Origin of the sequence: Chlamydia pecorum E58 (assembly GCF_000204135.1) — a bacterium.
In the GTDB taxonomy this organism is placed as follows: Bacteria; Chlamydiota; Chlamydiia; order Chlamydiales; family Chlamydiaceae; genus Chlamydia; species Chlamydia pecorum.
Genome location: NC_015408.1, coordinates 222,351 through 241,886 on the forward strand (window position 1 = coordinate 222,351; position 19,536 = coordinate 241,886).

Consider the following 19,536-nt stretch of genomic DNA (forward strand, 5'->3'; position numbering starts at 1 on the left):
ATAACTTCTATGGGGAAAAAATCAATGCTGAAAATTAATCATTAGATCTAAAATGCGTAAAAGCTCCTAAAATATGATGCCATGTCTTTGTACAATTCACTAATTAGTGGTATTACTTCAGCAATTTTATAATATAAGAGTAGGAACACTTCGATGACTAAAGAGTTTGACTGCGTTGTTATTGGTTCAGGCCCTGGGGGATATGTCGCCGCAATTACTGCAGCACAATCCGGCTTAAATACAGCTCTAGTTGAAGAACTACACGCAGGAGGAACCTGTTTAAACCGTGGGTGCATTCCTTCTAAGGCTCTAATCACTGGAGCACACCTCGTCTCTCAACTCTCACATGCAAAAGAGTTTGGGATTCATATAGAAGGGATGTCGATTGATTATTCCGCTATGGTAAGACGCAAAGATACCGTAGTACAAGGCATCCGACAGGGGCTAGAGGGGTTAATTCGCAGCAATAAAATCTCCGTTTTTCAGGGAAGAGGATCTTTAGTTTCCTCTACAGAAGTTAAGGTTATCGGAGAAAATACTGACATTCTCAAAACAAAAAAAATCATTCTCGCAACAGGCTCTGAACCCCGCCCTTTCCCAGGAGTCCCTTTTTCCTCGCGAATCCTTTGCTCTACAGGGATATTGAATCTTTCTTCCTTACCTAAAACGCTAGCAATCATTGGCGGAGGAGTCATTGGTTGTGAATTTGCCTCCTTATTCCACGCTCTAGGGGTAGAAGTTACCTTAATTGAGGCAATGGATCAGATTCTCCCTATCAATAATCTCGAAATTTCTAAAACAATTACGTCAGAATTTACAAAACGAGGCATACGCGTGCTTACAAAAGCTTCGGTCTCTGCGTTGCAGGAGACCGAAAGTAGCGTTACCATGCAAATAAACGCTCAGCCTGAAACCTTTGATTTTGTCTTAGTAGCAATTGGCCGAACATTTAACACAGCGAACCTCCACCTAGATAAAGCTGGCGTGATCTGCAATGACCGTGGAATCATCCCCGTAGATGACATGATGCAAACAAATATTCCTAATATTTACGCCATTGGCGATATCACAGGGAAATGCTTGCTTGCACATGTTGCCTCCCATCAAGGAATTATCGCAGGGAAAAATGCTTCTGGGCATACGAAAGTTATGGATTACTCTGCGATCCCTTCTGTGATTTTCACGACACCAGAAGTTGCCATAACAGGGCTCTCCCCTTACGAAGCGCAACAGCAAAATCTCCCTGTTAAACTCACAAAATTTCCCTTCAAAGCTATAGGGAAGGCCGTTGCCATGGGGGAGTCTCAAGGTTTTGCCGCAATTCTTAGTCACGAAACCACACAACAAATTTTAGGAGCCTATGTCATCGGCCCCCATGCGGCTTCTCTCATTGGGGAAATGACTCTCGCTATCCGTAATGAACTTACATTGCCTTGCATCTATGAGACAATTCATGCCCACCCTACACTTTCTGAGGTTTGGGCAGAAGGGGCAATGCTCGCTGCCAATCATCCTCTACATCTTCCTCCGAAATTATGACACTACCAGAATCCCCAAAGCAAAAAAAACCTCTTCCTAGCCGCTTCCCAAAATGGCTGCGGCTAAAACTCCCCAAAGGATCAACATTTGCTAAAACAGATGCTGCTATAAAGAGTGTCAGCATGGCAACAGTATGTGAAGAGGCGTTATGCCCTAACCGCACTTCATGCTGGTCTCGGAAAACGGCAACTTATTTAGCACTAGGTTCTGCCTGCTCAAGACGCTGCGGCTTTTGCAACATAGACTTTACACAAAAACCCCAGCCTATCGATCCCCAAGAACCGGAAAAAATTGCATTATCAGCGAAAGCTTTAAATCTTCGTCATGTAGTGATTACCATGGTAGCACGAGATGATTTAGAAGATGGAGGTGCTGAAGGGCTAGTAAAAATCATCCAAAAGTTAAAAGAGGAGCTTCCAAAAGCAACAATAGAAATCCTTGCTTCAGACTTTCAGGGAAACCTCTCTGCTTTATATACCCTACTAAATGCTGGGCTAGAAATTTATAATCACAATATCGAAACTGTAGAGCGCTTAACCCCCATGGTACGCCACAAAGCAACATACCAACGTTCTCTTTCTATGCTTGAGGCCGCAGCGAAATATCGCCCTAACATATTGACTAAGTCTGGGATCATGGTAGGATTGGGAGAGCAAGAAAGTGAGGTGAAACATGCTCTCCAAGATCTTGCTTCCATTGGGGTGAAGATTGTTACTATCGGTCAATACTTACGCCCTTCTCGCTTGCATATTCCCGTAAAAGAATACGTCACACCAGAAACATTTGCCTATTATCGCCAAGTTGGAGAATCTTTAGGATTGTATGTCCATGCTGGACCTTTCGTGCGCTCTAGCCTCAACGCAGATATTGTACTTGATACGCTGCAACAAAAGATATCTAGCGTATCGTAATTCCCCACACCTTCCATATTCACATGCTTTAGAGTCTGTCTTTAGAGGAGAAGTTTCGGGTTTTTACCGCGCGCAACCACTTCACTATCATGAGGTTACTTCTTATTCAATGTTCACGATTGGCACTAATCCCCCCTTTTGCTATGGTGAGTAAAAAGGTATGCGTGGATTATGTTTCGTAGTTCTATTTCTCGGTGCTTTTTCTTTTTGTTCGCTCTGTTTTGTTGTACAGGGTGTAATAGCCGATCGCTCATTGTGTATGGGCTTCCAGGAAGAGAAGCAAATGAAATCGTAGTTCTTCTTGTTAGCAAAGGAGTCGCTGCACAAAAGCTCCCTAAAGCTGCAGCCTCTACGGGAGGAGGATCTACAGAACAGCTTTGGGATATCTCTGTGCCTTCAGCACAAATTACTGAAGCCTTGGCTATTTTAAATCAGGCTGGTCTTCCTAGAATGAAAGGAACTAGTCTCTTGGACTTATTTGCCAAACAAGGTCTTGTCCCATCAGAACTCCAAGAAAAAATCCGCTACCAAGAAGGCCTTTCAGAACAGATGGCCTCTACGATTCGTAAAATGGATGGGATCGTAGATGCTAGTGTGCAAATTTCCTTCTCTACGGAAGAAGACGTTGTCCCACTCACTGCCTCTGTTTACGTGAAACATCGTGGGGTTTTAGACAACCCTAACAGTATTATGGCCTCCAAAATCAAGCGCTTAATTGCTAGTGCAGTCCCTGGTCTCACCCCTGAAAATGTTTCCGTGGTTAGCGATCGCGCTGCCTACAGCGACATTACCATTAATGGCCCTTGGGGATTAACAGATGATATCGATTATGTTTCCGTCTGGGGGATTGTGCTAGCCAAATCGTCACTCTTAAAGTTTCGCCTTATCTTTTATTTCTTAATTCTTATTTTGTTTATCCTTTCATGCGGGCTTCTTTGGGTCATTTGGAAAACACATACTCTCATTCTTTCCTTGGGAGGAGCAAAAAGTTTGTTCTCACCAACGCCATACTCTACTGTAGCGTTAAACTCTGCACAACCCACAAACAAAGCTCCTGATGCTAAAGATCCTGCAGAAGCTCCTGCAGAAAAAGAGGATGCTGAGCAAGCTAAAGAGGCCTCAACAGATGCTCCAGAAGGAAGCGCAGAAAATGAGGAAAGTTAGTGACTGCCAATACCTTCGGAACTCTAGACATCTTAATGAAGCACTCCAAAGAGGATGATCTGGCAAGATTTTTGCCAGAGGATCTTCTTGTCTCCTCTCCACATTCTCAGGAAATTCCTTTAAGTGCGCTGTCATTTTCTATGCGTTGGCTAGCAACGATCCATCCTTCCTGGATTGCAGCAGCATTCAAAGAGTTCCCAAAAGAAATTCAAAGTCAGCTTTTAGCTCTTCTTCCAGAATCTCTCGTTCAGGAACTTCTTCCTTTACTACCTAGTATTGCAGCTCTCCCCAAGCGCTGTTCAGATTTTGGAGCGTTTTATCTTCTCCATATGTTGAGTGAGAAACTACGCCCTGCTGGCATTGTTGAGGAGGTTTTTCTTCCCGCATCTACGATGAACGCGATGTTATATTACTCGGGGCCTACGAAAATCTCCGTGATTAATTGTTTAGGAATGCACTACCTTGCAAAAGAACTTAGGAACATCGTAGATAAAGTCCTTATTGAGCGTGTGCATAACATCCTCTCCCCTACAGAAAAATCTTTTCTAATCTACTGCCAATCTCATCCTATGAAGTATCTTGAAAGTACGAATTTTCTTGATGCCTGGGAAGAAGATGCGGATCTTTTGCCCTTTCTTCATAAGCAGGGGTTGCGCTTTTTAGCAATAGCTTTAGCTAAAGAAAACGCATCTTTTTTATGGTATTTTTTAAGAAGATTAGACCTTCACCGAGGGTACGTCTTTGAACAGGCCTTACAAGAGTCTTTTATGAATCCCCATGTGGATTACTATAAAAATATTTTGGAAAGATGTTTAAAAGTTTTGGTGCAATAAACTTGTCTTAAAGAAAAAAAAGAGCTTAGATAATGAAAATACGAAGGAAAAGTTCCTCGTAAAACCATAAACTTCACAATAACAAAGGAGCGGCGTTTCTCTAAAATTCTTGGAGATGCGCCTTGAGTAGAGATGAAATTTTTCAGCCTAATTCATTCACAAGACGATGTCTCCCCAAATACGAAGGTTTTAGCTCCCGAGGCATTTTCCTCTCTTCTAGATGCTGAAGAGCTTTTAGAGCACGCAAAAGAAGACAGCGAGACCTTTCTTAAAAACACAGAGGAAGAGTGTGAGAGGCTACGTCAAGCAGCTAAAACTCAGGGGTTTAAAGATGGCTGCAGCGAATGGAATGCCCAGTTAGCTTTTCTTCAGCAGGAAATTCAAAATTTGCGCAACCGCGTGAGAGATTCTTTAGTGCAGCTAGCGGTTGCGAGCGTAAAAAAGATTATAGGGAAAGAGTTGGAAATGCATCCAGAAACTATTGTTTCTATCATTTCTCAAGCACTCAAAGAGCTCACCCAAAATAAACAGATTACTATCTATCTCAATCCCAAAGACCTTCAGATTGTTGAACAAAACCGCCCTGAGTTGAAAAAAATTGTGGAGTATGCCGATACATTAATTCTTACGACCAAGCCTGAAGTAACCCCAGGAGGATGTATTATCGAAACGGAAGCGGGGATTGTAAATGCGCAGCTTGATGTACAATTACTCGCCCTCGAAAAGGCTTTCTCCTCTATATTAAAACAAAAAGACCCCACTGTAAGTGAGTCAGAATCTCCCTCTTCTACTCAAAAAGAGGGGAAAAAAGAATAAAGGGATTCCAAAACCATGCGCATCGTTTTCCGAACTCTCCTTTGTATTTTTGCCTGTAGTGCTCCGTGGTGCGTAGCTCATGCAGATGTTTCATCGGTATCCTGCCCTTCTCGTTGTGACTCGTCTCCTTTGCCGCCATCACAGGATCTTCCTGCTCCTGTGATAGAGAAAAAACCGCTACCCATGCCCTCCTATCGGCTTCCAGTATCTGCAGATGATGTACTCCCCAGAGAAGGATTATCTGAGGGGAGTTTCTCCGACACCTATCCTGACCTCACAACGCAAGCAGTTATTCTGATTTTCTTAGCATTATCGCCCTTCTTGGTCATGCTGCTCACGTCATATTTGAAAATCATCATTACCCTAGTACTGTTAAGAAACGCCTTAGGAGTGCAGCAAACTCCTCCGAGCCAAGTGCTCAATGGTATCGCTCTTATTCTTTCTATTTATGTGATGTTCCCTACAGGAGCAGCCATGTATAAAGATGCAAAAAAAGAAATCGAAGCGAACACTATTCCCAGGAATTTATTTACTGCAGAAGGTGCAGAGACTGTTTTTGTTGCCTTTAACAAATCTAAGGAGCCGTTGAGAAACTTTTTAATTCGCAATACCCCAAAGGCTCAAATTCAAAGTTTTTATAAGATTTCACAAAAGACTTTCCCTGCAGAAATTCGTGAACATCTCTCTGCAACAGACTTTGTAATCGTGATTCCTGCATTTATTATGGGGCAGATAAAAAATGCTTTTGAAATTGGAGTCATGATCTACTTACCTTTTTTCGTGATTGACTTAGTCACTGCAAATATCCTTGTAGCGATGCAAATGATGATGCTTTCTCCCCTCTCGATTTCTCTCCCTTTAAAGTTGCTTCTTGTTGTCATGGTAGATGGGTGGACATTGCTTCTTCAAGGTCTTATGATTAGTTTTAAATAGGGACATCGCCCGTGTTAACTCTTGCTACAAGCTTCAAATCTATCCTGTTTGAATACTCGTACCAATCTCTCCTACTGATTCTTATTGTTTCAGCCCCTCCGATCATCCTTGCTTCCATCGTAGGGATTATGGTGGCGATTTTTCAGGCCGCAACGCAAATCCAAGAGCAAACATTTGCTTTTGCCATTAAGCTTGTTGTTATTTTTGGAACTCTGATGATCTCTGGAGGGTGGCTCAGTACGATGATCCTACGCTTCGCAAGTCAGATCTTCCAAAACTTTTATAAATGGAAATAACCCACATGGGCATAAATCTACCTGAGCTTGTTTCTCATTTGGGATCTGCCTACTTGGATTATATCTTTAAATTACCTCCTGCATATGTGTGGTCTGTCTTTCTTCTTCTACTTGCAAGGCTCTTGCCGATCTTTTCTATCGTTCCCTTTTTAGGAGCAAAACTGTTCCCCTCTCCAATCAAGATTGGCATTGGCCTATCTTGGTTGGCGATTATTTTTCCTAAGGTCCTGATGGATACTCGCATTGCAAACTATACAAATGAAGACCTCTTTTACATCTTGCTTATCAAAGAGATGATCATTGGCATTGTGATTGGCTTTATCTTGGCATTTCCCTTTTATGCTGCACAATCTGCAGGATCTTTCATTACAAACCAACAGGGAATTCAAGGTTTAGAAGGATCCACATCTCCTATCTCCATAGAACAAACCTCCCCACATGGGATCTTTTACCATTACTTTGTCACGATTGCCTTTTGGTCTTTGGGAGGCCATAGGATTATCTTTTCGCTGCTATTACAATCCCTAGAAGTTATCCCCATCCACAACTTCTTCCCTCCCCAGCTCATGAGCCTCCATGCCCCTATCTGGTCTACTCTCATCAAAATCTGCCAGCTCAGCTTAATCATGACGATCCAGCTTAGCGCTCCTGCAGCTCTTGCTATGCTTATGTCTGACCTTTTCTTGGGGATTATTAACCGTATGGCACCTCAGGTACAGGTAATCTATCTATTATCCGCTCTGAAGGCTTTTATGGGGCTTCTCTTTCTTACCCTTGCCTGGTGGTTCATCATCAAACAAATCGACTACTTCACCCTTGCCTGGTTTAAAGAAATCCCCATGATGTTGTTTGGCTCCAAACCTCTGGTTCTCTAAATCTTCGGAGAAAAAAAACTCCCCCTTTAGGGGGAGTTTTTACCTGCTGATGCCTGCAAAGATAGAAAAGCTGTTTACTGTTGATGGTGATCTGAGAGGTGGTGATGTTCTTGGCTCTCTACAGGGGGACGCGCATCCATAATGAAAATAAGAATTACGCAAAGAAGCAAAAATGCCACAACAAATGTGAACATGTTCATCATGAAAAATAACAATAATCCACAAAGAAGAGCATTTTTAATAGGGCCGTTTTTATTATAGTAATACTGCATATTGGCCAAGGCTAGGCGGATGTCCTTGTAAAACCCTAAGACAATCCCACAAGCAACAAAAGCTCCCCCTATCCAAGAAACAAAATCCGAGATAATCCCGAAAAGCAACAGAGCTCCTCCGATAATCTCCCGTGCATGACGCATGAAAAAATGCTTCATACTATGCACCTTGGGGTTCATATGCAAATCCTTAACTTTTTTCTTAATGCCAGAAATCTGCGAAGAAGGCTCGTTAGAAGGATCTTTTTTTGGGGCCTCATCTGCCATTTTGCCCACCTCGTAAAATAAAATACTTTTTAATAGTTCATCTAAAACTAATTATTATTAATTTTTAATTTAAAAATAAAATAAAAATTATAATTTTGAGCTCTTTGAAGAACAACGGCAGCGGGAAACTACTTTAGTTTGAGGATCTATAAGAAATAAGTAATCTCCGGCACTCCCTAGGGTAAAATCGAAGAGCTTTTTATTTAGCAGTTCTACTAAACCGTGCTGGTTAAGGATGATCTGAGTTTTATCCCTAAGCTCGAGGCGAAAATCTGTACGGGTTTTAAAGAGCTCCAGAGCTGCGGCTTGCCCGTGCTGTTGGATAGCTTCTTCTTGGGTTTTAACGGCATCCCAAATTCCGTCACGCAAGGATTGAAGTTCCTGACATCCCAAGGGGTGGTTAATGACCGCCTCCAATAATAGAGGATCCATAAAAATCAGGTTGAGCTTGCACTCCCCCAAGCTTTTCTCTTCATAATGGAGGAAGTTCAATAAAGACTGCGCATGCGGAGATCCTTTTAACATCGTATAAAAGATTTCCGCCTCTTCGGTTGGGAGTGTTAGGGTCTCAAGAATATCAGGGCCATATTTAGAGGCCCCCTCTAGGATTTCTTCTTTTTTGCTCAGAAGAAGGTTCGTGATGGCATACTCTGCTCCCTGAGGAACGATCCCAGGGTCCACATAAGCTCGTTTCAAAAGCCTTACAAAAATCGCATACCATGATGAGGGGTTGTTATACTCCTCGGGGGATTCTGTAAGCAAAGCATATAGGTTATATCTGGAGTTATTTGGAGGTCTAGAAAAGGGCACTTTTAATAAGCGATAGCGCTGTTTTTTCCTTGTGGCAACTTGTGCTACTTTGTTAGGAGTAGAAGTTTCTTTATCCTTAGGGAGCTTTTGTATCGGTGCAAGCTTTTTTAGCTTTTCCTGATACTCTACCTCGGCACAAGCAGCACGCCGTACTGTTAAGAAATTCTCATGGTTTTCTATAGTCTGTGCATATGCAGAGTATTTACGTGCGTTAGCAGCATCAAAGGCAACCAAAGAAGCAAGCGATGCAAGACATAGTAAAGTAAAAATATACGGCTGCATATAGCTATTTCCCTAAAGAGAATACATAGTGTAATGTACGAGCATTTTGTTTTGGAAGTTCTCGAGTGATGCTTAGAGAAATTTTTTCTGGCAGCTCTTGGTTTTCGATGTTCCCTAAAGAAGAGATTGTGATGTTCTTGACATGGGAGAGCAAAAGGTGCCGCTCCATCTTTTGGGAATTTTTCAAATTATACATCCGTAGTTCTAAGCGGTGGGTATCCACATTATAATGCAAAGCAGCGCGGACTTCCCCAGCAAGCTCGGGATCACGGTACACGCCTCGATCAAAGGTTAAGGCAAAGAGAGCCCCGGGATCTTCCGATAAGGAGAGCGCATCTCTAAATAGAATACGCAGCTGCTTGTAAGCTCGGGAATCTTCTAAAAATGATGCGTATGCTCTCTCTTGCTGCTTATGTAGGCAGTAAATCCTTCGATACCAAAATCCTAATGCCCCAAGAAGAAACGCCAGCAACGTCAGAGATATAAAAAGCTCCATAAGTAAAAATTGGCGCTTTTGTTTTTTCTTATGAGGGGAGGTTATGAAGTAACACATAGCGATCTTTGAACAAAAACCATATGTTTTTGATTTGGGAAAAGCTCCACAGAAACATCTGCAAGACAAACTTTGACAATATTATTATCCATACGTACTCCTTTGCGAATATCCGCCTTGTAGGCATAAGGAACTAGGATTTCCTTCCCAAGGCTTGTGTACATGGGAGAAGAAAGAGTTCCAGATCCCGAAGAAGGAAACTCCCCCGCCAACATCTGCATGCGCATGTCCTCCTCTATAGCGAAAAAGCAGCTGTCTATAGTTGCTGGAAGCTGCAGCAACAAGATGTTCTCTTCAAAAGATTTGCGCACTCCTGAGTAAAATTGTATGCAAGGCAAAAGCACCACACAGGTCAAAGAAATCGCCATCAGAATTTCTACAAGAAAAAAGCTTCGCTTATGTCTACTTTGAGAAGCCATCTTCTACCTATATTTTCAATATGGGGATCTCTACTTAGAAGCTTTGGCTCTCTTGGAAAAAATAACTAGGTCGTCCTCCTGCTCATTGAGTTGAACGATAAGATCCTCTCCCCAAGCATCTTTTAAAAGCTTTTTGCCTTCTTTACACCAAGCTGCCTCTTCTAGGATTTTCTCCTTTTGTGCAAGAATATCTTTCAGGGATGCTCCTCCTGAGGCATATTCCATCATTAAAATGTCATACACCTTCGCACATGTCTGCTCGGACTGAAATACTTTCCCTTTATGGATACTTCCACGCATATTAAACGCTAATGCCCCTCCAACAATCCCTATGAGGGTGATGACAACCATCATCTCGATCAATGTGATTGCCTGTTTCCTTTTCTGAATTTTCATACGCCTACTCCTACATTCATAATTACAACGCTTGTATATTACTTGTGAGAGGAATGAGGATCGCCAGCATGATTACCCCAATAATCCCCCCTAAAAGTATAAGAATGACCGGCTGACACCATGAGGTTAGGCAAGAAAGGGTTTTTTGCACATCCTCATTGTACATACGGGCAACATACCCCAATACTTCAGCAAGCTCTCCAGACTCTTCCCCTAGGGATACCATGCCTAAGGCAAGTTTTGGAACCCAAGGTCTTTGTGCGAACTCCTCGCTCAAAGAACTCCCCTGGGTCACTGCCTTTACCATCAACTTCATTTCATCACGAATCCCTTCGTAAGGGATGGCTCCATAGCCCAGCTCCAAGCCTTCTATTAGGGTGCCTCCTCCTTTTAAAATTGCTGAAGCTACAGAGCAAAAGCGTATCAAAGCTACCTTGACTAAGAACTTCTTCACAAAGGGGAAGGCAAAACAACACTTCTCAAAGAACCTCTTCCAGGGGATCTTTCTGCGAAATGCCATGCCGATCCCTATTCCGCCTCCTAAACCCAAAGCTATTGTGAGCTTATAAGTACATAAACACTCACTCAAACCAAATACAATCGTAGTTAACCTGTTGGGCTCGATATTTTCAAAACTCTCCCTCAACGAAGGAATCACCCCTAGGAGAAAAAATAAAATCACCATAATGGAGAAGCTCAATAAAATCAGGGGATAACTCAAGGCTGCCAAGAGCTTTTTTGAGATATGCGCGCGCTCCTCCAATACAGTAACAACGTTATTCAAACACTCTTCCAAAGCTCCGACGTTCTCCCCAGCTATGACAGCACTACAATAAAAGTTATCAAATATCTCCGGATGTACAGCCATAGCTTCAGATAATGCTCCTCCCGAGCGCAACACATCCATAAACGAAGATAACAATGTTGCTATCCCCTGCCCTTGATATTGATCTCTCAGGGAAGCTAAGCTTTCATATAGAGGCAATCCCGAGCGCAGCAGTAACGCAAGTTGCTTCGTCAAGACAATCAACTCCGTATTCTTAATACGGATACGACTGGGGGGAGCTTCTCGTATACCTAATACTTGGACTCCCTGCTGCATAAGCTTCTCCTGTGCTTCTTGAAGATGAGCAGCCTCTAAAAAACTCCGTCTTTTTTTTTCCCTAGAGTCAAGATAGGTATAAGCATATCTTGGCATCATCCCCTCCTACTTTAATCGTAGTGTCTTGTTACCCTCAAAACCTCGGATAATGAGGTTTGCCCAGAAAGGGCTAAAGCAACACCATGCTCTAACAAAGGACAAAAACCACTGGTATAGGCATGGTCTCGCAACGCCTGATATGTTTGCCTCTGAGCAATCTCTGAGCGCAGATGCGCATCTGGACGGAAAAACTCGTAGATTCCCTGTCGGCCTTTGTATCCAGAATGAAAACACGCCGAGCATCCCTGTCCATGGTATACTTGGCGATGAGGGTCTTCCTTAAGGGAAAGAAGAAACGCCTTTTCATGCTCATCTGGGGAGCAGGTTTTTTTACAATGGGGACAAAGTTTTCTTACCAACCTTTGTGCCACCACTCCAACAAGGGTTGCGGAAAGCAAATAAGGCTCCACTCCCATATCTATCAAACGAAATACAGCCGAGATGGCATCATTTGTATGCAAGGTACTCACTACGAAATGTCCCGTTAGAGCTGCCTGTATGGCGATCTCTGCTGTTTCCTGATCTCGGATTTCTCCCACCATTAAAATATCCGGATCTTGACGCAACAAATGCCGTAACCCACGCGAAAACGACAGACCGATTTTATGCTTTACAGCGATCTGTGCGATCCCTGCGAGTTTATATTCTGGAGGATCCTCGATTGTCATAATGTTTGTAAACGGTCCTGAGAGCTCCTGCAACACTCCATATAACGTCGTAGTTTTCCCACTTCCCGTAGGGCCCGTAACTAGCAAAATCCCTTCTGGAGCTTTAATATTTTCTTTAAATTCCCTCTCCATTGCTTCAGGCATGCAGAGCCCTGCAATATCTAAAATCACATTTCGCTTATCTAAGATCCGCAAAACGACCCTTTCCCCATGAATCACAGGCACTGTGCTGACACGCATATCCACTTCCTGTCCACCAAGCTGCAGCTTTATCCTACCATCTTGGGGAAGGCGATGCTCCGCAATATCCAACTTAGCTAAAACTTTAAGCCGCGTGATGAGTGCAGAGCGTAGATGTGACGGAGGAGAATGGCGGTCATGAAGAACTCCATCTATACGATATCTGATACGCAATACCTCTTCGGAAGGCTCAAAATGAATATCTGAAGCTCGCTCTTCGATCGCTTCTTTTAAGATCAAATTTAACAGCCGGACAACAGGAGCCGAACTCGTATTTTCAAGGAGATCTTCCTGAGCTTCCATTGTGGGGGAGGTTTCCTGCTCCATCGTTAGCAGCATATCAGAAGCTTTTCCGCCTCTTGTGCTATAAAGCTTTTGCAGACTCTGTAGGATTTCAGCTTCTTCTTTTATAAGAAAGCGTACGTTCTTTTTCGATAACAACCGAATTTCATCTAAAGCTACAAGGGAGGTCGTCGGTGCATGAGCAATTACAAGAACATCGCCCTCTTCTTCAAGAGGAAGACAGCAGTGTTTCTTTAGAAACGTATAGGGGAAAAGGTCTAAAAGCTTATAATTCAGGAGATCATCGGCCATCGTACTCTAAGTCCTCCACTAGAGGTGAAGGGAAGCCCATCATGGAGCGCATCTTTAGTTTCTGCTGTGCAGAACGTGCTACAGCCTCACTCGCAACTAAAGCTTGATAGAACTCTTCATCTTCCCCTGGACGAGAGGCGAGCAAAGCCTCCTCATAGCGCTCTTGCTTTTCCATAGGGTTGTCTAAGATCTTCGGCGTGATGAAAACAAACATTTCCGTAAGGCTATCCGAGACAGCATTCATGCTAAACAACTTCCCAAGCCCTGGGATCTCTCCAAGAAAAGGAATCCCCTCCTGAGAGTCAGACATGTGTTTACAGCGCAAACCTCCAATAATTACAGATTCTCCATCTGCGATCCGCACCTTGTTAGTAATATTACGACGCGTCACCTCGGGACGGTCATCCATGTTCTTCCCAGTTGTATCGAAGGTGATGTCCGTTTCCAGGGTAATATAGCTCTTCCCATCCTCTTCCCCGACGTTAATCACAGGAAGCATCTTAATCATAATTCCGTATTGCGCCCGATTATACAGAGCTTTGTCGTTTTCCGCAGACACCGCAATAGACATCTCATCCACAATGGCAATTCTTGCCGGCGTTTGGTTCATCGTCACAACTGAAGGACTCGCGTTAATACGGACATCTTCTTGAGCCATTAAAAATTGATAGGCAAGGTCATATCCCGGGACTATGGAACATCCCGTTGCACCCTTGAGTAAAAATTCTAAAATCCCTGCTCCCGAACCCCAAGAAACCGTGGGGGTTAAACTTTTTTTGCTAATCTCTTCCCCTAAACGCAGCAGGTTTAATCCGGATTTCCTATCGTGAGAAAGCTTTCTTTCAAAAAGCAGCACTTCGATACGGACCATCTTCTTCGGAACATCGAGCTTCTTAAGCAACATCTGAATTCGCGATAGAGCCTCTTTCTCTACCACCATGACTAACGTGCCTGTCTTTGAGTCCGCAATAAAGTTTCCATACTTTACAGGCCCCTCTTTCATAGGAACCCCCGAAGAAGTATCTATCTGCACTAGCGGAGACGCCTTCGCCATAGAGATTTCCGCTTTTCCTTGTGAGGAAGAGGTTTCTCCAGAAAAGGCATCGTGGACCTGAGAAAGCAGCACTGCAAGTTCCTGAGGGTCGGAGTGCTTCACGTGATACCAAAACACAGTCTTATCCGAAGGACTTTCTATGCCTTCCTCAAGATCTCGTATCAACGTCACGGCCTGCTGTACGAGAGCTGCAGAACCTCGTAAGAAAAGCGCTTTTCCCTGATATTGCAAGGGAACTACACGCAACCCTACAGAATCTTCTCTATCTTCTTTGGTAACATCTTCACGAAAGGCCGCATTTAAAATTTCTAGCATTTCCTTCGCGTCAATCTTATTTAGGGGAACAATGCGGTACTCCTGCCGAACGTTATCCTTTTGGATAAACTCATACACCTTCAGAAGCTCTGTAATCTCCCCTACAGTTCCAAAAACCCACAGATGCCCAGCAATAATCTCAATTTGTGTCGTATCTATATTGATAAACTTACGTAACAGTTGTAGCTCTGCGCGTACATCGATATTCTTAGAACCCAAGATAAACCCGATGCGGGCAGTGGAAGGCAAACATTCTAGCTCCTGCTTAGAAGCTACCACTCCAGCAACTCCAGAGCCCTCCCTATGAAAATAAAGCTCCTTGATCCATGGGTTTACCTGACGTATTCCAATGCCTAAACGCGAAAGAATCAGAGTCAGACAATGCTCAAAGCTCTCTTTAGGAACGACAAGCTTTGAAAATGCTGAGACTTTCATCATACCAATATCTTGAGGGACAAGGTAGATACACTCCTCACCATAATCCGCAACAAGATTATAAATCGTGGCTTCGGGGTGATGCCATAAAGCATACTCCTCGAAATTTTCATTCTTGTCTCGGACTTCTTCAGCCCAAAGCATTTCAATTTCTCGAAGGTGACGCTTTACTTGAGAAAGCCTAGATAAAAGCTCCTGCCATACCTGAGCCTCTTCACATCCCGCTGCTCTTAAGTTTGCAGCCTCTTCATAAATCTGTTTTAAGCGAAGAGAACTCTCTTTCATATCAAGATTAAAAGAAGCCATCCCTGCATATGCATCTGTGGAGACCTCATGCTCTTCTAAAGAGTGCATCTTCTCTGCAATCGTCAGCGCAGCCAACGGAGACACGCAGCCAGTCATCCCTAAAATATAGGCTATAGAGCTATAAAAAAATCTCATCTATGCTCTCCCCTGTTTCCCAGCCCTTCTGAAGCAGATCGTGAAACTGTAGGCTTCTCTTGAGACTCAAGCTGTGCCTCTCCTCCTTGCTTTAAGGGGAGAATTACAACTTCACTCAAAGTTCTTGAAGAATTAAATATACGCCCATGAAGAACGAAACTCTGGCCTTCTTTCTCTAACTTTTCAAAAACAAATAGCGGTCCTAACAGCTTCCCGGAAACATAATCTTGCGCTTGCTGTAATGATGAGAGCTTTTCCCATCCAGATGCAGTTCTTACCACCCAATCATTAGGAGAAAGGATCATCCTTTGTTCACCAAGCATCACAATAGGACGGGACCATGACCGCATTCCTATAAACGCGAGTTCTCGCAAAATATCCGTGATTTCTATTGGGGAGCTAATTGTTTTCGCAAGGCTTACAGACTGATGTGCGGTTCCCCCCACATTCCACAACTCCATCACGACAACTTTATCATCAATCTTCTTCACTTCTAAAAGAGGTGCCGATGCGCTCTCACCGGAAAACGCCCCACAGTATTGCCAACACTCTCCATCCCAAAGCAAAATCTCTCCTACAGCAAGGTACCGACTGTAATTTTCCTCCTTAGCTGTAGTAAAATCTATTCTTTCTTTAGCCGCTTTATCCGCAAACTCCGGCCCTCCATATATCAAAAGGAATTTATCCGCACCCACGCGCCGCATCTTTTGCTTTATAGGAAAGCTAGGATCTACTTTAATTCCCCCTATCTCCCACGAAGAAACATTTTTTATCGAGGGGCCTAGAAATAAGGTTTCCCTCTCCTTAGGAGAGGTTACTAAAGTCTTATTGACGCCAAGCAGGCGTACCTTAATTTCCACTCTTCCTTCCTTCCCTACAGGGCGACATTCCAACCACAAATCGGTCGGGGAAGAACTAAACGTATACACAGGACCCGAAGAAGAAGAACCCACACATAAAAACACCTTCTCTCCAGCCGCAGCCATATACTGCTCCCCAGAAGAAGCAAGCTCTAAAGAAAACTTATGTTTTAAGGCATCTGGCCGATCGTTGCTCCCCAAAAACACCACCTCCTGACGCAAATCAGGAAGCTGTTCTTGAATTTCAGGAAAACTTAACTCCCACCCCCCTGAAAAAAAATCTTCTGAAGGCAAGATACGCTCATGAGAATCTTCCCCCTCTTCCAATAAAAAGGTATACATATCCTCATCGCAATGAGACGTACTCCCTACAATTGAGCAGACCAGCAAAACACTAAGAAAACTATAGCCTACCGAGAGAAACAGATACATAGTGGAAGCGAATTAAAAATAAGAAAAAAGATAACGAATTAGAGAAAAAAAATCAATTTATACAAACAAAGAGAAATAAAACCAACACTTTAACAATTAAAAAGATCCAGAGTATTTTATAAACAAATTAACTCTGGAGATACAGGCCTCTCCGTTAAATTAAAATTTTTACTTCCTTGTATCGCTAGAGTATCTTCAATGCGGATGCCTCCAATGCCAGGGAAATAGACTCCGGGTTCTACAGTTACAGTCATAGAAGATTCTAAAACAAGGGTTTTCCCAGCAGGAGAAAGACGTGGATACTCATGGACGTCTCTTCCTACACCGTGTCCTGTCCCATGGAAGAAGTAGGGGTCTAAGTTCTGCTCTCTTAAAACTCGTATGACTTCCTCATGAATATCTCCACAAAGGGCGCCTTCTTTGCATAGAGCAATTGCAGCTTTCTGCGCCTCTACAACTATGGGATAACTCTCTATCAGTTGTGGATGGGGGGTCCCCCAAGCAATAGTACGAGTCATGTCGGAGCAGTATCCATTCAGAAGCACTCCAATATCTATAAGGACAATATCTCCCTTGCATAAAGGACGATCTGTGACAATAGCATGGGGAAAGGCTGCATGCTCTCCAAAAGCAATGATCGGAGGAAAGGAGGGGCCTGTAGCTCCAGCCTCAGCCCAAAATGTGCGTAATTTTCTTGCGACTTCTTTTTCTGTTATCCCTTCTCTTAGGATCGAGAGTACATAATCATATCCTAAGGATCCTAAAGCTGCAGCTTGACGCATTTGTGTAATTTCCTGGGCAGACTTTATGCTTCGCAATTTTTCAACAAATAGTTTTAAAGGCTCCCAATGGCAAGAGAACTGTTTTTTTGCTTCATAGCTCTCATAAGAGGTATGCTGACTATCGAATCCCACACTTTGATATGCGCGCGACTGTATAAACTGAGACAACTCCTGGGTATAATCTTGACGGCAAAAAACTAGCGGCACGCATTGGATTTTTGCATAAAGATCCTTGTCCATCCTTTGGACAAAAAGCACCGCTTCTTCTTGCCCAATCAATAGTCCTCCAGATACAGCTTCATCGTAAAGAAAATACGCGATGTCTTCTCCTCTTTCGATAAATATTGCGTCTATCCCTTGTGTCTTTAGTGCCTGTTGTGCGCGTACAATCCGATCTTGCGTCATTCTATCCTCCAAGAAAATCTGTATCTAAAAGTCGACGATAAATTTGTGTCCCATCAAAAGCTCGTTCTGGCTTCCCCAAGCCCCAAAGAAGAGTTAACCAAGAAGCATCAAAAACGCGAGGACTTTTAGAAAAGACCCCACGAGACAGCGTTTCTCGTATAAACATCAAAAATGCTTCACGACCTACCCTCTCACGCTGTTCTGAAGCGAGCAATAACATCCATGCCTTCAGTTCCTCTTCTTCAATAAACTCTGGAGCACTTTCGATGATAAATACCTGGGGTCCTACTTGAGAAAGTTCTATCCCAAACTGACACAACTCTTCCATATATAACAAAAGCACTTGGCTTTCCTGAGGCGTAACCTGCAAAGTAAGTGGAATCAAAAACGTTTGGCTTTTATGTTGCTGCGGTTCTTGCAAAGACAAATAAAACAAATGCTTCCGTAACACATCGGGGAAAATGGCATACACACCCTCAAAATCTTCTGCTAAGACTACCTTTCCTAAAGAAGTTAAAAATCGAACATTACACGCTTCTAACCAATCTATTTGCAAAGAATTTTTTTGTCCCTGTGCAAATTCTTGTTTTGGAGGGAGCGCCTCTTCTAGAGAAAAGCCCCCCACTTCCTTCTCTAGGAGATCCTCAGAGAGGTCTCTAGGCTCAAAAATTGTAGGCGTAGGAAAAGGAACCTCTGAGATACAAGAAGGAGGTTGAGGCTCCCTTGGGATTTGTTGTGAACGCATGAGCACTTCGGATAAACATATCTTAAGTTTTTCCCCCACGAGCTCCTCTTGAAAAATCCTCACTTCTGTTTTTTGTGGGTGCACATTAAAGTCACACCTTGCGGGAGGCAGATATAATTTTAATACAAATACAGGATAACGTTGTACAGGCAGCAAGACAGAAAACATCTCCCCTACCTTGCGAGAAATAAATCCAGATTCTACGGGACGATCATTTACAAAGATTCTTTGCCCTTGTCGGGAAGGACGATGAAAGTTTAACGAACCAAAAAATCCCTTAATGCGAACATCTCCATCATGCGTATCAATTTCGAGAGCCTCCTGCATAAAATTCTCTCCCATCACTAACGCGACCCTATCCGCAAATCCCTGATGCTTGAGCACTAGCAACTCTTGGCTTCTTTCACTAATCCAAGACCAACCCACAGCTTCTGTAGCTAAAATGCGATTCTCTAACATCTTCCGCATCAACATGCGATCCACGTGAGGACTCTTTTGAAACCCCTTCCTCACAGGGACATTATAAAATAAAGAGTCCACAGTTATTGTAGTCCCTCGCCGCCTCGCTGCGGGCTCACATAATACACTCTCCCCCCCTTGAATCACACAGCGCACCCCCTCTCCCTCTTGCAAAGAGGAAAGGATCTCCATCCTAGAGATAGAGGCTATGGAAGGCAAAGCCTCACCACGAAAACCAAAACTATGTAAAGAAAAAATATCTGAAAAATCACGAATTTTCGAGGTCGCATGACGTTGCAACGCTAAAGAAACATCCTCTTGCGTCATCCCACAGCCATTGTCCTTTACAATGATCAGCCCCTGCCCACCTCCTAGAGTCTCAAGCTCGATTTCGTCTGCTCCAGCATCCAAGGCGTTCTCTATTAACTCCTTAACCACAGAAGCCGCATTTTCTATCACTTCCCCTGCAGCAATTTGGTTCACAGTAATTGTATCCAAAAGCTGAATCGGACTTCTTTGAGACATAACTAACCCAAATC

Annotated in this window: 19 protein-coding genes; 8 read left to right on the forward strand and 11 right to left on the reverse strand. The window is 43.3% G+C overall.

The window, feature by feature from the left end; translation table 11 throughout:
• Positions 1–153 precede the first annotated feature (153 nt).
• The 8 genes from lpdA (at position 154) to G5S_RS00990 (ending at position 7,367) form a co-directional block, all read left to right on the forward strand.
• Positions 154–1,539, forward strand: coding sequence for a dihydrolipoyl dehydrogenase (lpdA, locus tag G5S_RS00955; protein ID WP_013712303.1), 1,386 nt, complete (start codon positions 154–156; stop codon positions 1,537–1,539).
• Complete coding sequence (gene lipA, locus G5S_RS00960; RefSeq protein ID WP_013712304.1) at positions 1,536–2,450, forward strand: lipoyl synthase; 915 nt, start codon at positions 1,536–1,538, stop codon at positions 2,448–2,450. Before lpdA ends, lipA begins: the two co-directional genes overlap by 4 nt.
• Before the next feature lie 171 nt (positions 2,451–2,621).
• Positions 2,622–3,614 carry a type III secretion system inner membrane ring lipoprotein SctJ gene (gene sctJ / locus G5S_RS00965; RefSeq protein ID WP_013712305.1) on the forward strand — a complete coding sequence of 331 codons (993 nt, stop codon included), beginning with the start codon at positions 2,622–2,624 and terminating at the stop codon, positions 3,612–3,614.
• Positions 3,614–4,447 carry a hypothetical protein gene (locus tag G5S_RS00970; protein WP_013712306.1) on the forward strand — a complete coding sequence of 278 codons (834 nt, stop codon included), beginning with the start codon at positions 3,614–3,616 and terminating at the stop codon, positions 4,445–4,447. Before sctJ ends, G5S_RS00970 begins: the two co-directional genes overlap by 1 nt.
• Positions 4,448–4,579: 132 nt before the next feature.
• Positions 4,580–5,263, forward strand: a complete 684-nt coding sequence (locus G5S_RS00975; RefSeq protein ID WP_013712307.1) for an HrpE/YscL family type III secretion apparatus protein — start codon at positions 4,580–4,582, stop codon at positions 5,261–5,263.
• A 15-nt stretch (positions 5,264–5,278) separates the two neighbouring features.
• On the forward strand, positions 5,279–6,196 hold the full coding sequence (gene sctR, locus G5S_RS00980; protein WP_013712308.1) for a type III secretion system export apparatus subunit SctR: 918 nt from the start codon (positions 5,279–5,281) through the stop codon (positions 6,194–6,196).
• 11 nt (positions 6,197–6,207) lie between these two features.
• Positions 6,208–6,492, forward strand: a complete 285-nt coding sequence (gene sctS, locus G5S_RS00985) for a type III secretion system export apparatus subunit SctS (protein WP_021756941.1) — start codon at positions 6,208–6,210, stop codon at positions 6,490–6,492.
• Positions 6,493–6,497: 5 nt separating this feature from the next.
• Complete coding sequence (locus G5S_RS00990; RefSeq protein WP_013712309.1) at positions 6,498–7,367, forward strand: EscT/YscT/HrcT family type III secretion system export apparatus protein; 870 nt, start codon at positions 6,498–6,500, stop codon at positions 7,365–7,367.
• Between the two features lie 74 nt (positions 7,368–7,441).
• Here the strand turns inward: G5S_RS00990 and G5S_RS00995 are convergent, their stop codons facing one another.
• The 11 genes from G5S_RS00995 to mutL form a co-directional block, all read right to left on the reverse strand.
• A complete protein-coding gene (locus G5S_RS00995; protein ID WP_013712311.1) occupies positions 7,442–7,906 on the reverse strand; it encodes a hypothetical protein in 465 nt (154 codons plus the stop codon).
• 87 nt (positions 7,907–7,993) lie between these two features.
• Positions 7,994–8,998 (reverse strand): hypothetical protein, encoded by a 1,005-nt coding sequence (locus tag G5S_RS01000; RefSeq protein ID WP_013712312.1) that lies wholly within the window; start codon positions 8,996–8,998, stop codon positions 7,994–7,996.
• Positions 8,999–9,002: 4 nt separating this feature from the next.
• On the reverse strand, positions 9,003–9,494 hold the full coding sequence (locus tag G5S_RS01005) for a DUF1494 domain-containing protein (protein WP_042280639.1): 492 nt from the start codon (positions 9,492–9,494) through the stop codon (positions 9,003–9,005).
• Between the two features lie 41 nt (positions 9,495–9,535).
• A complete protein-coding gene (locus G5S_RS01010) occupies positions 9,536–9,970 on the reverse strand; it encodes a membrane protein (protein WP_013712314.1) in 435 nt (144 codons plus the stop codon).
• A 30-nt stretch (positions 9,971–10,000) separates the two neighbouring features.
• The gene (locus G5S_RS01015) at positions 10,001–10,366 is read right to left on the reverse strand and encodes a type II secretion system protein (RefSeq protein WP_013712315.1); all 366 of its coding nucleotides are present in this window, start codon (positions 10,364–10,366) and stop codon (positions 10,001–10,003) included.
• A 22-nt stretch (positions 10,367–10,388) separates the two neighbouring features.
• Positions 10,389–11,564, reverse strand: coding sequence for a type II secretion system F family protein (locus G5S_RS01020; RefSeq protein ID WP_013712316.1), 1,176 nt, complete (start codon positions 11,562–11,564; stop codon positions 10,389–10,391).
• A gap of 14 nt (positions 11,565–11,578) precedes the next feature.
• The gene (locus G5S_RS01025) at positions 11,579–13,069 is read right to left on the reverse strand and encodes a GspE/PulE family protein (protein WP_013712317.1); all 1,491 of its coding nucleotides are present in this window, start codon (positions 13,067–13,069) and stop codon (positions 11,579–11,581) included.
• The gene (locus G5S_RS01030; protein WP_013712318.1) at positions 13,059–15,314 is read right to left on the reverse strand and encodes a secretin N-terminal domain-containing protein; all 2,256 of its coding nucleotides are present in this window, start codon (positions 15,312–15,314) and stop codon (positions 13,059–13,061) included. Before G5S_RS01030 ends, G5S_RS01025 begins: the two co-directional genes overlap by 11 nt.
• Positions 15,311–16,516 carry a hypothetical protein gene (locus tag G5S_RS01035; protein ID WP_013712319.1) on the reverse strand — a complete coding sequence of 402 codons (1,206 nt, stop codon included), beginning with the start codon at positions 16,514–16,516 and terminating at the stop codon, positions 15,311–15,313. Before G5S_RS01035 ends, G5S_RS01030 begins: the two co-directional genes overlap by 4 nt.
• A 206-nt stretch (positions 16,517–16,722) precedes the next feature.
• The gene (locus G5S_RS01040; protein WP_013712320.1) at positions 16,723–17,793 is read right to left on the reverse strand and encodes a M24 family metallopeptidase; all 1,071 of its coding nucleotides are present in this window, start codon (positions 17,791–17,793) and stop codon (positions 16,723–16,725) included.
• Position 17,794: 1 nt separating this feature from the next.
• Entirely contained in the window at positions 17,795–19,522 is a 1,728-nt protein-coding gene (gene mutL / locus G5S_RS01045; protein ID WP_013712321.1) for a DNA mismatch repair endonuclease MutL, read from the reverse strand.
• Positions 19,523–19,536 lie beyond the last annotated feature (14 nt).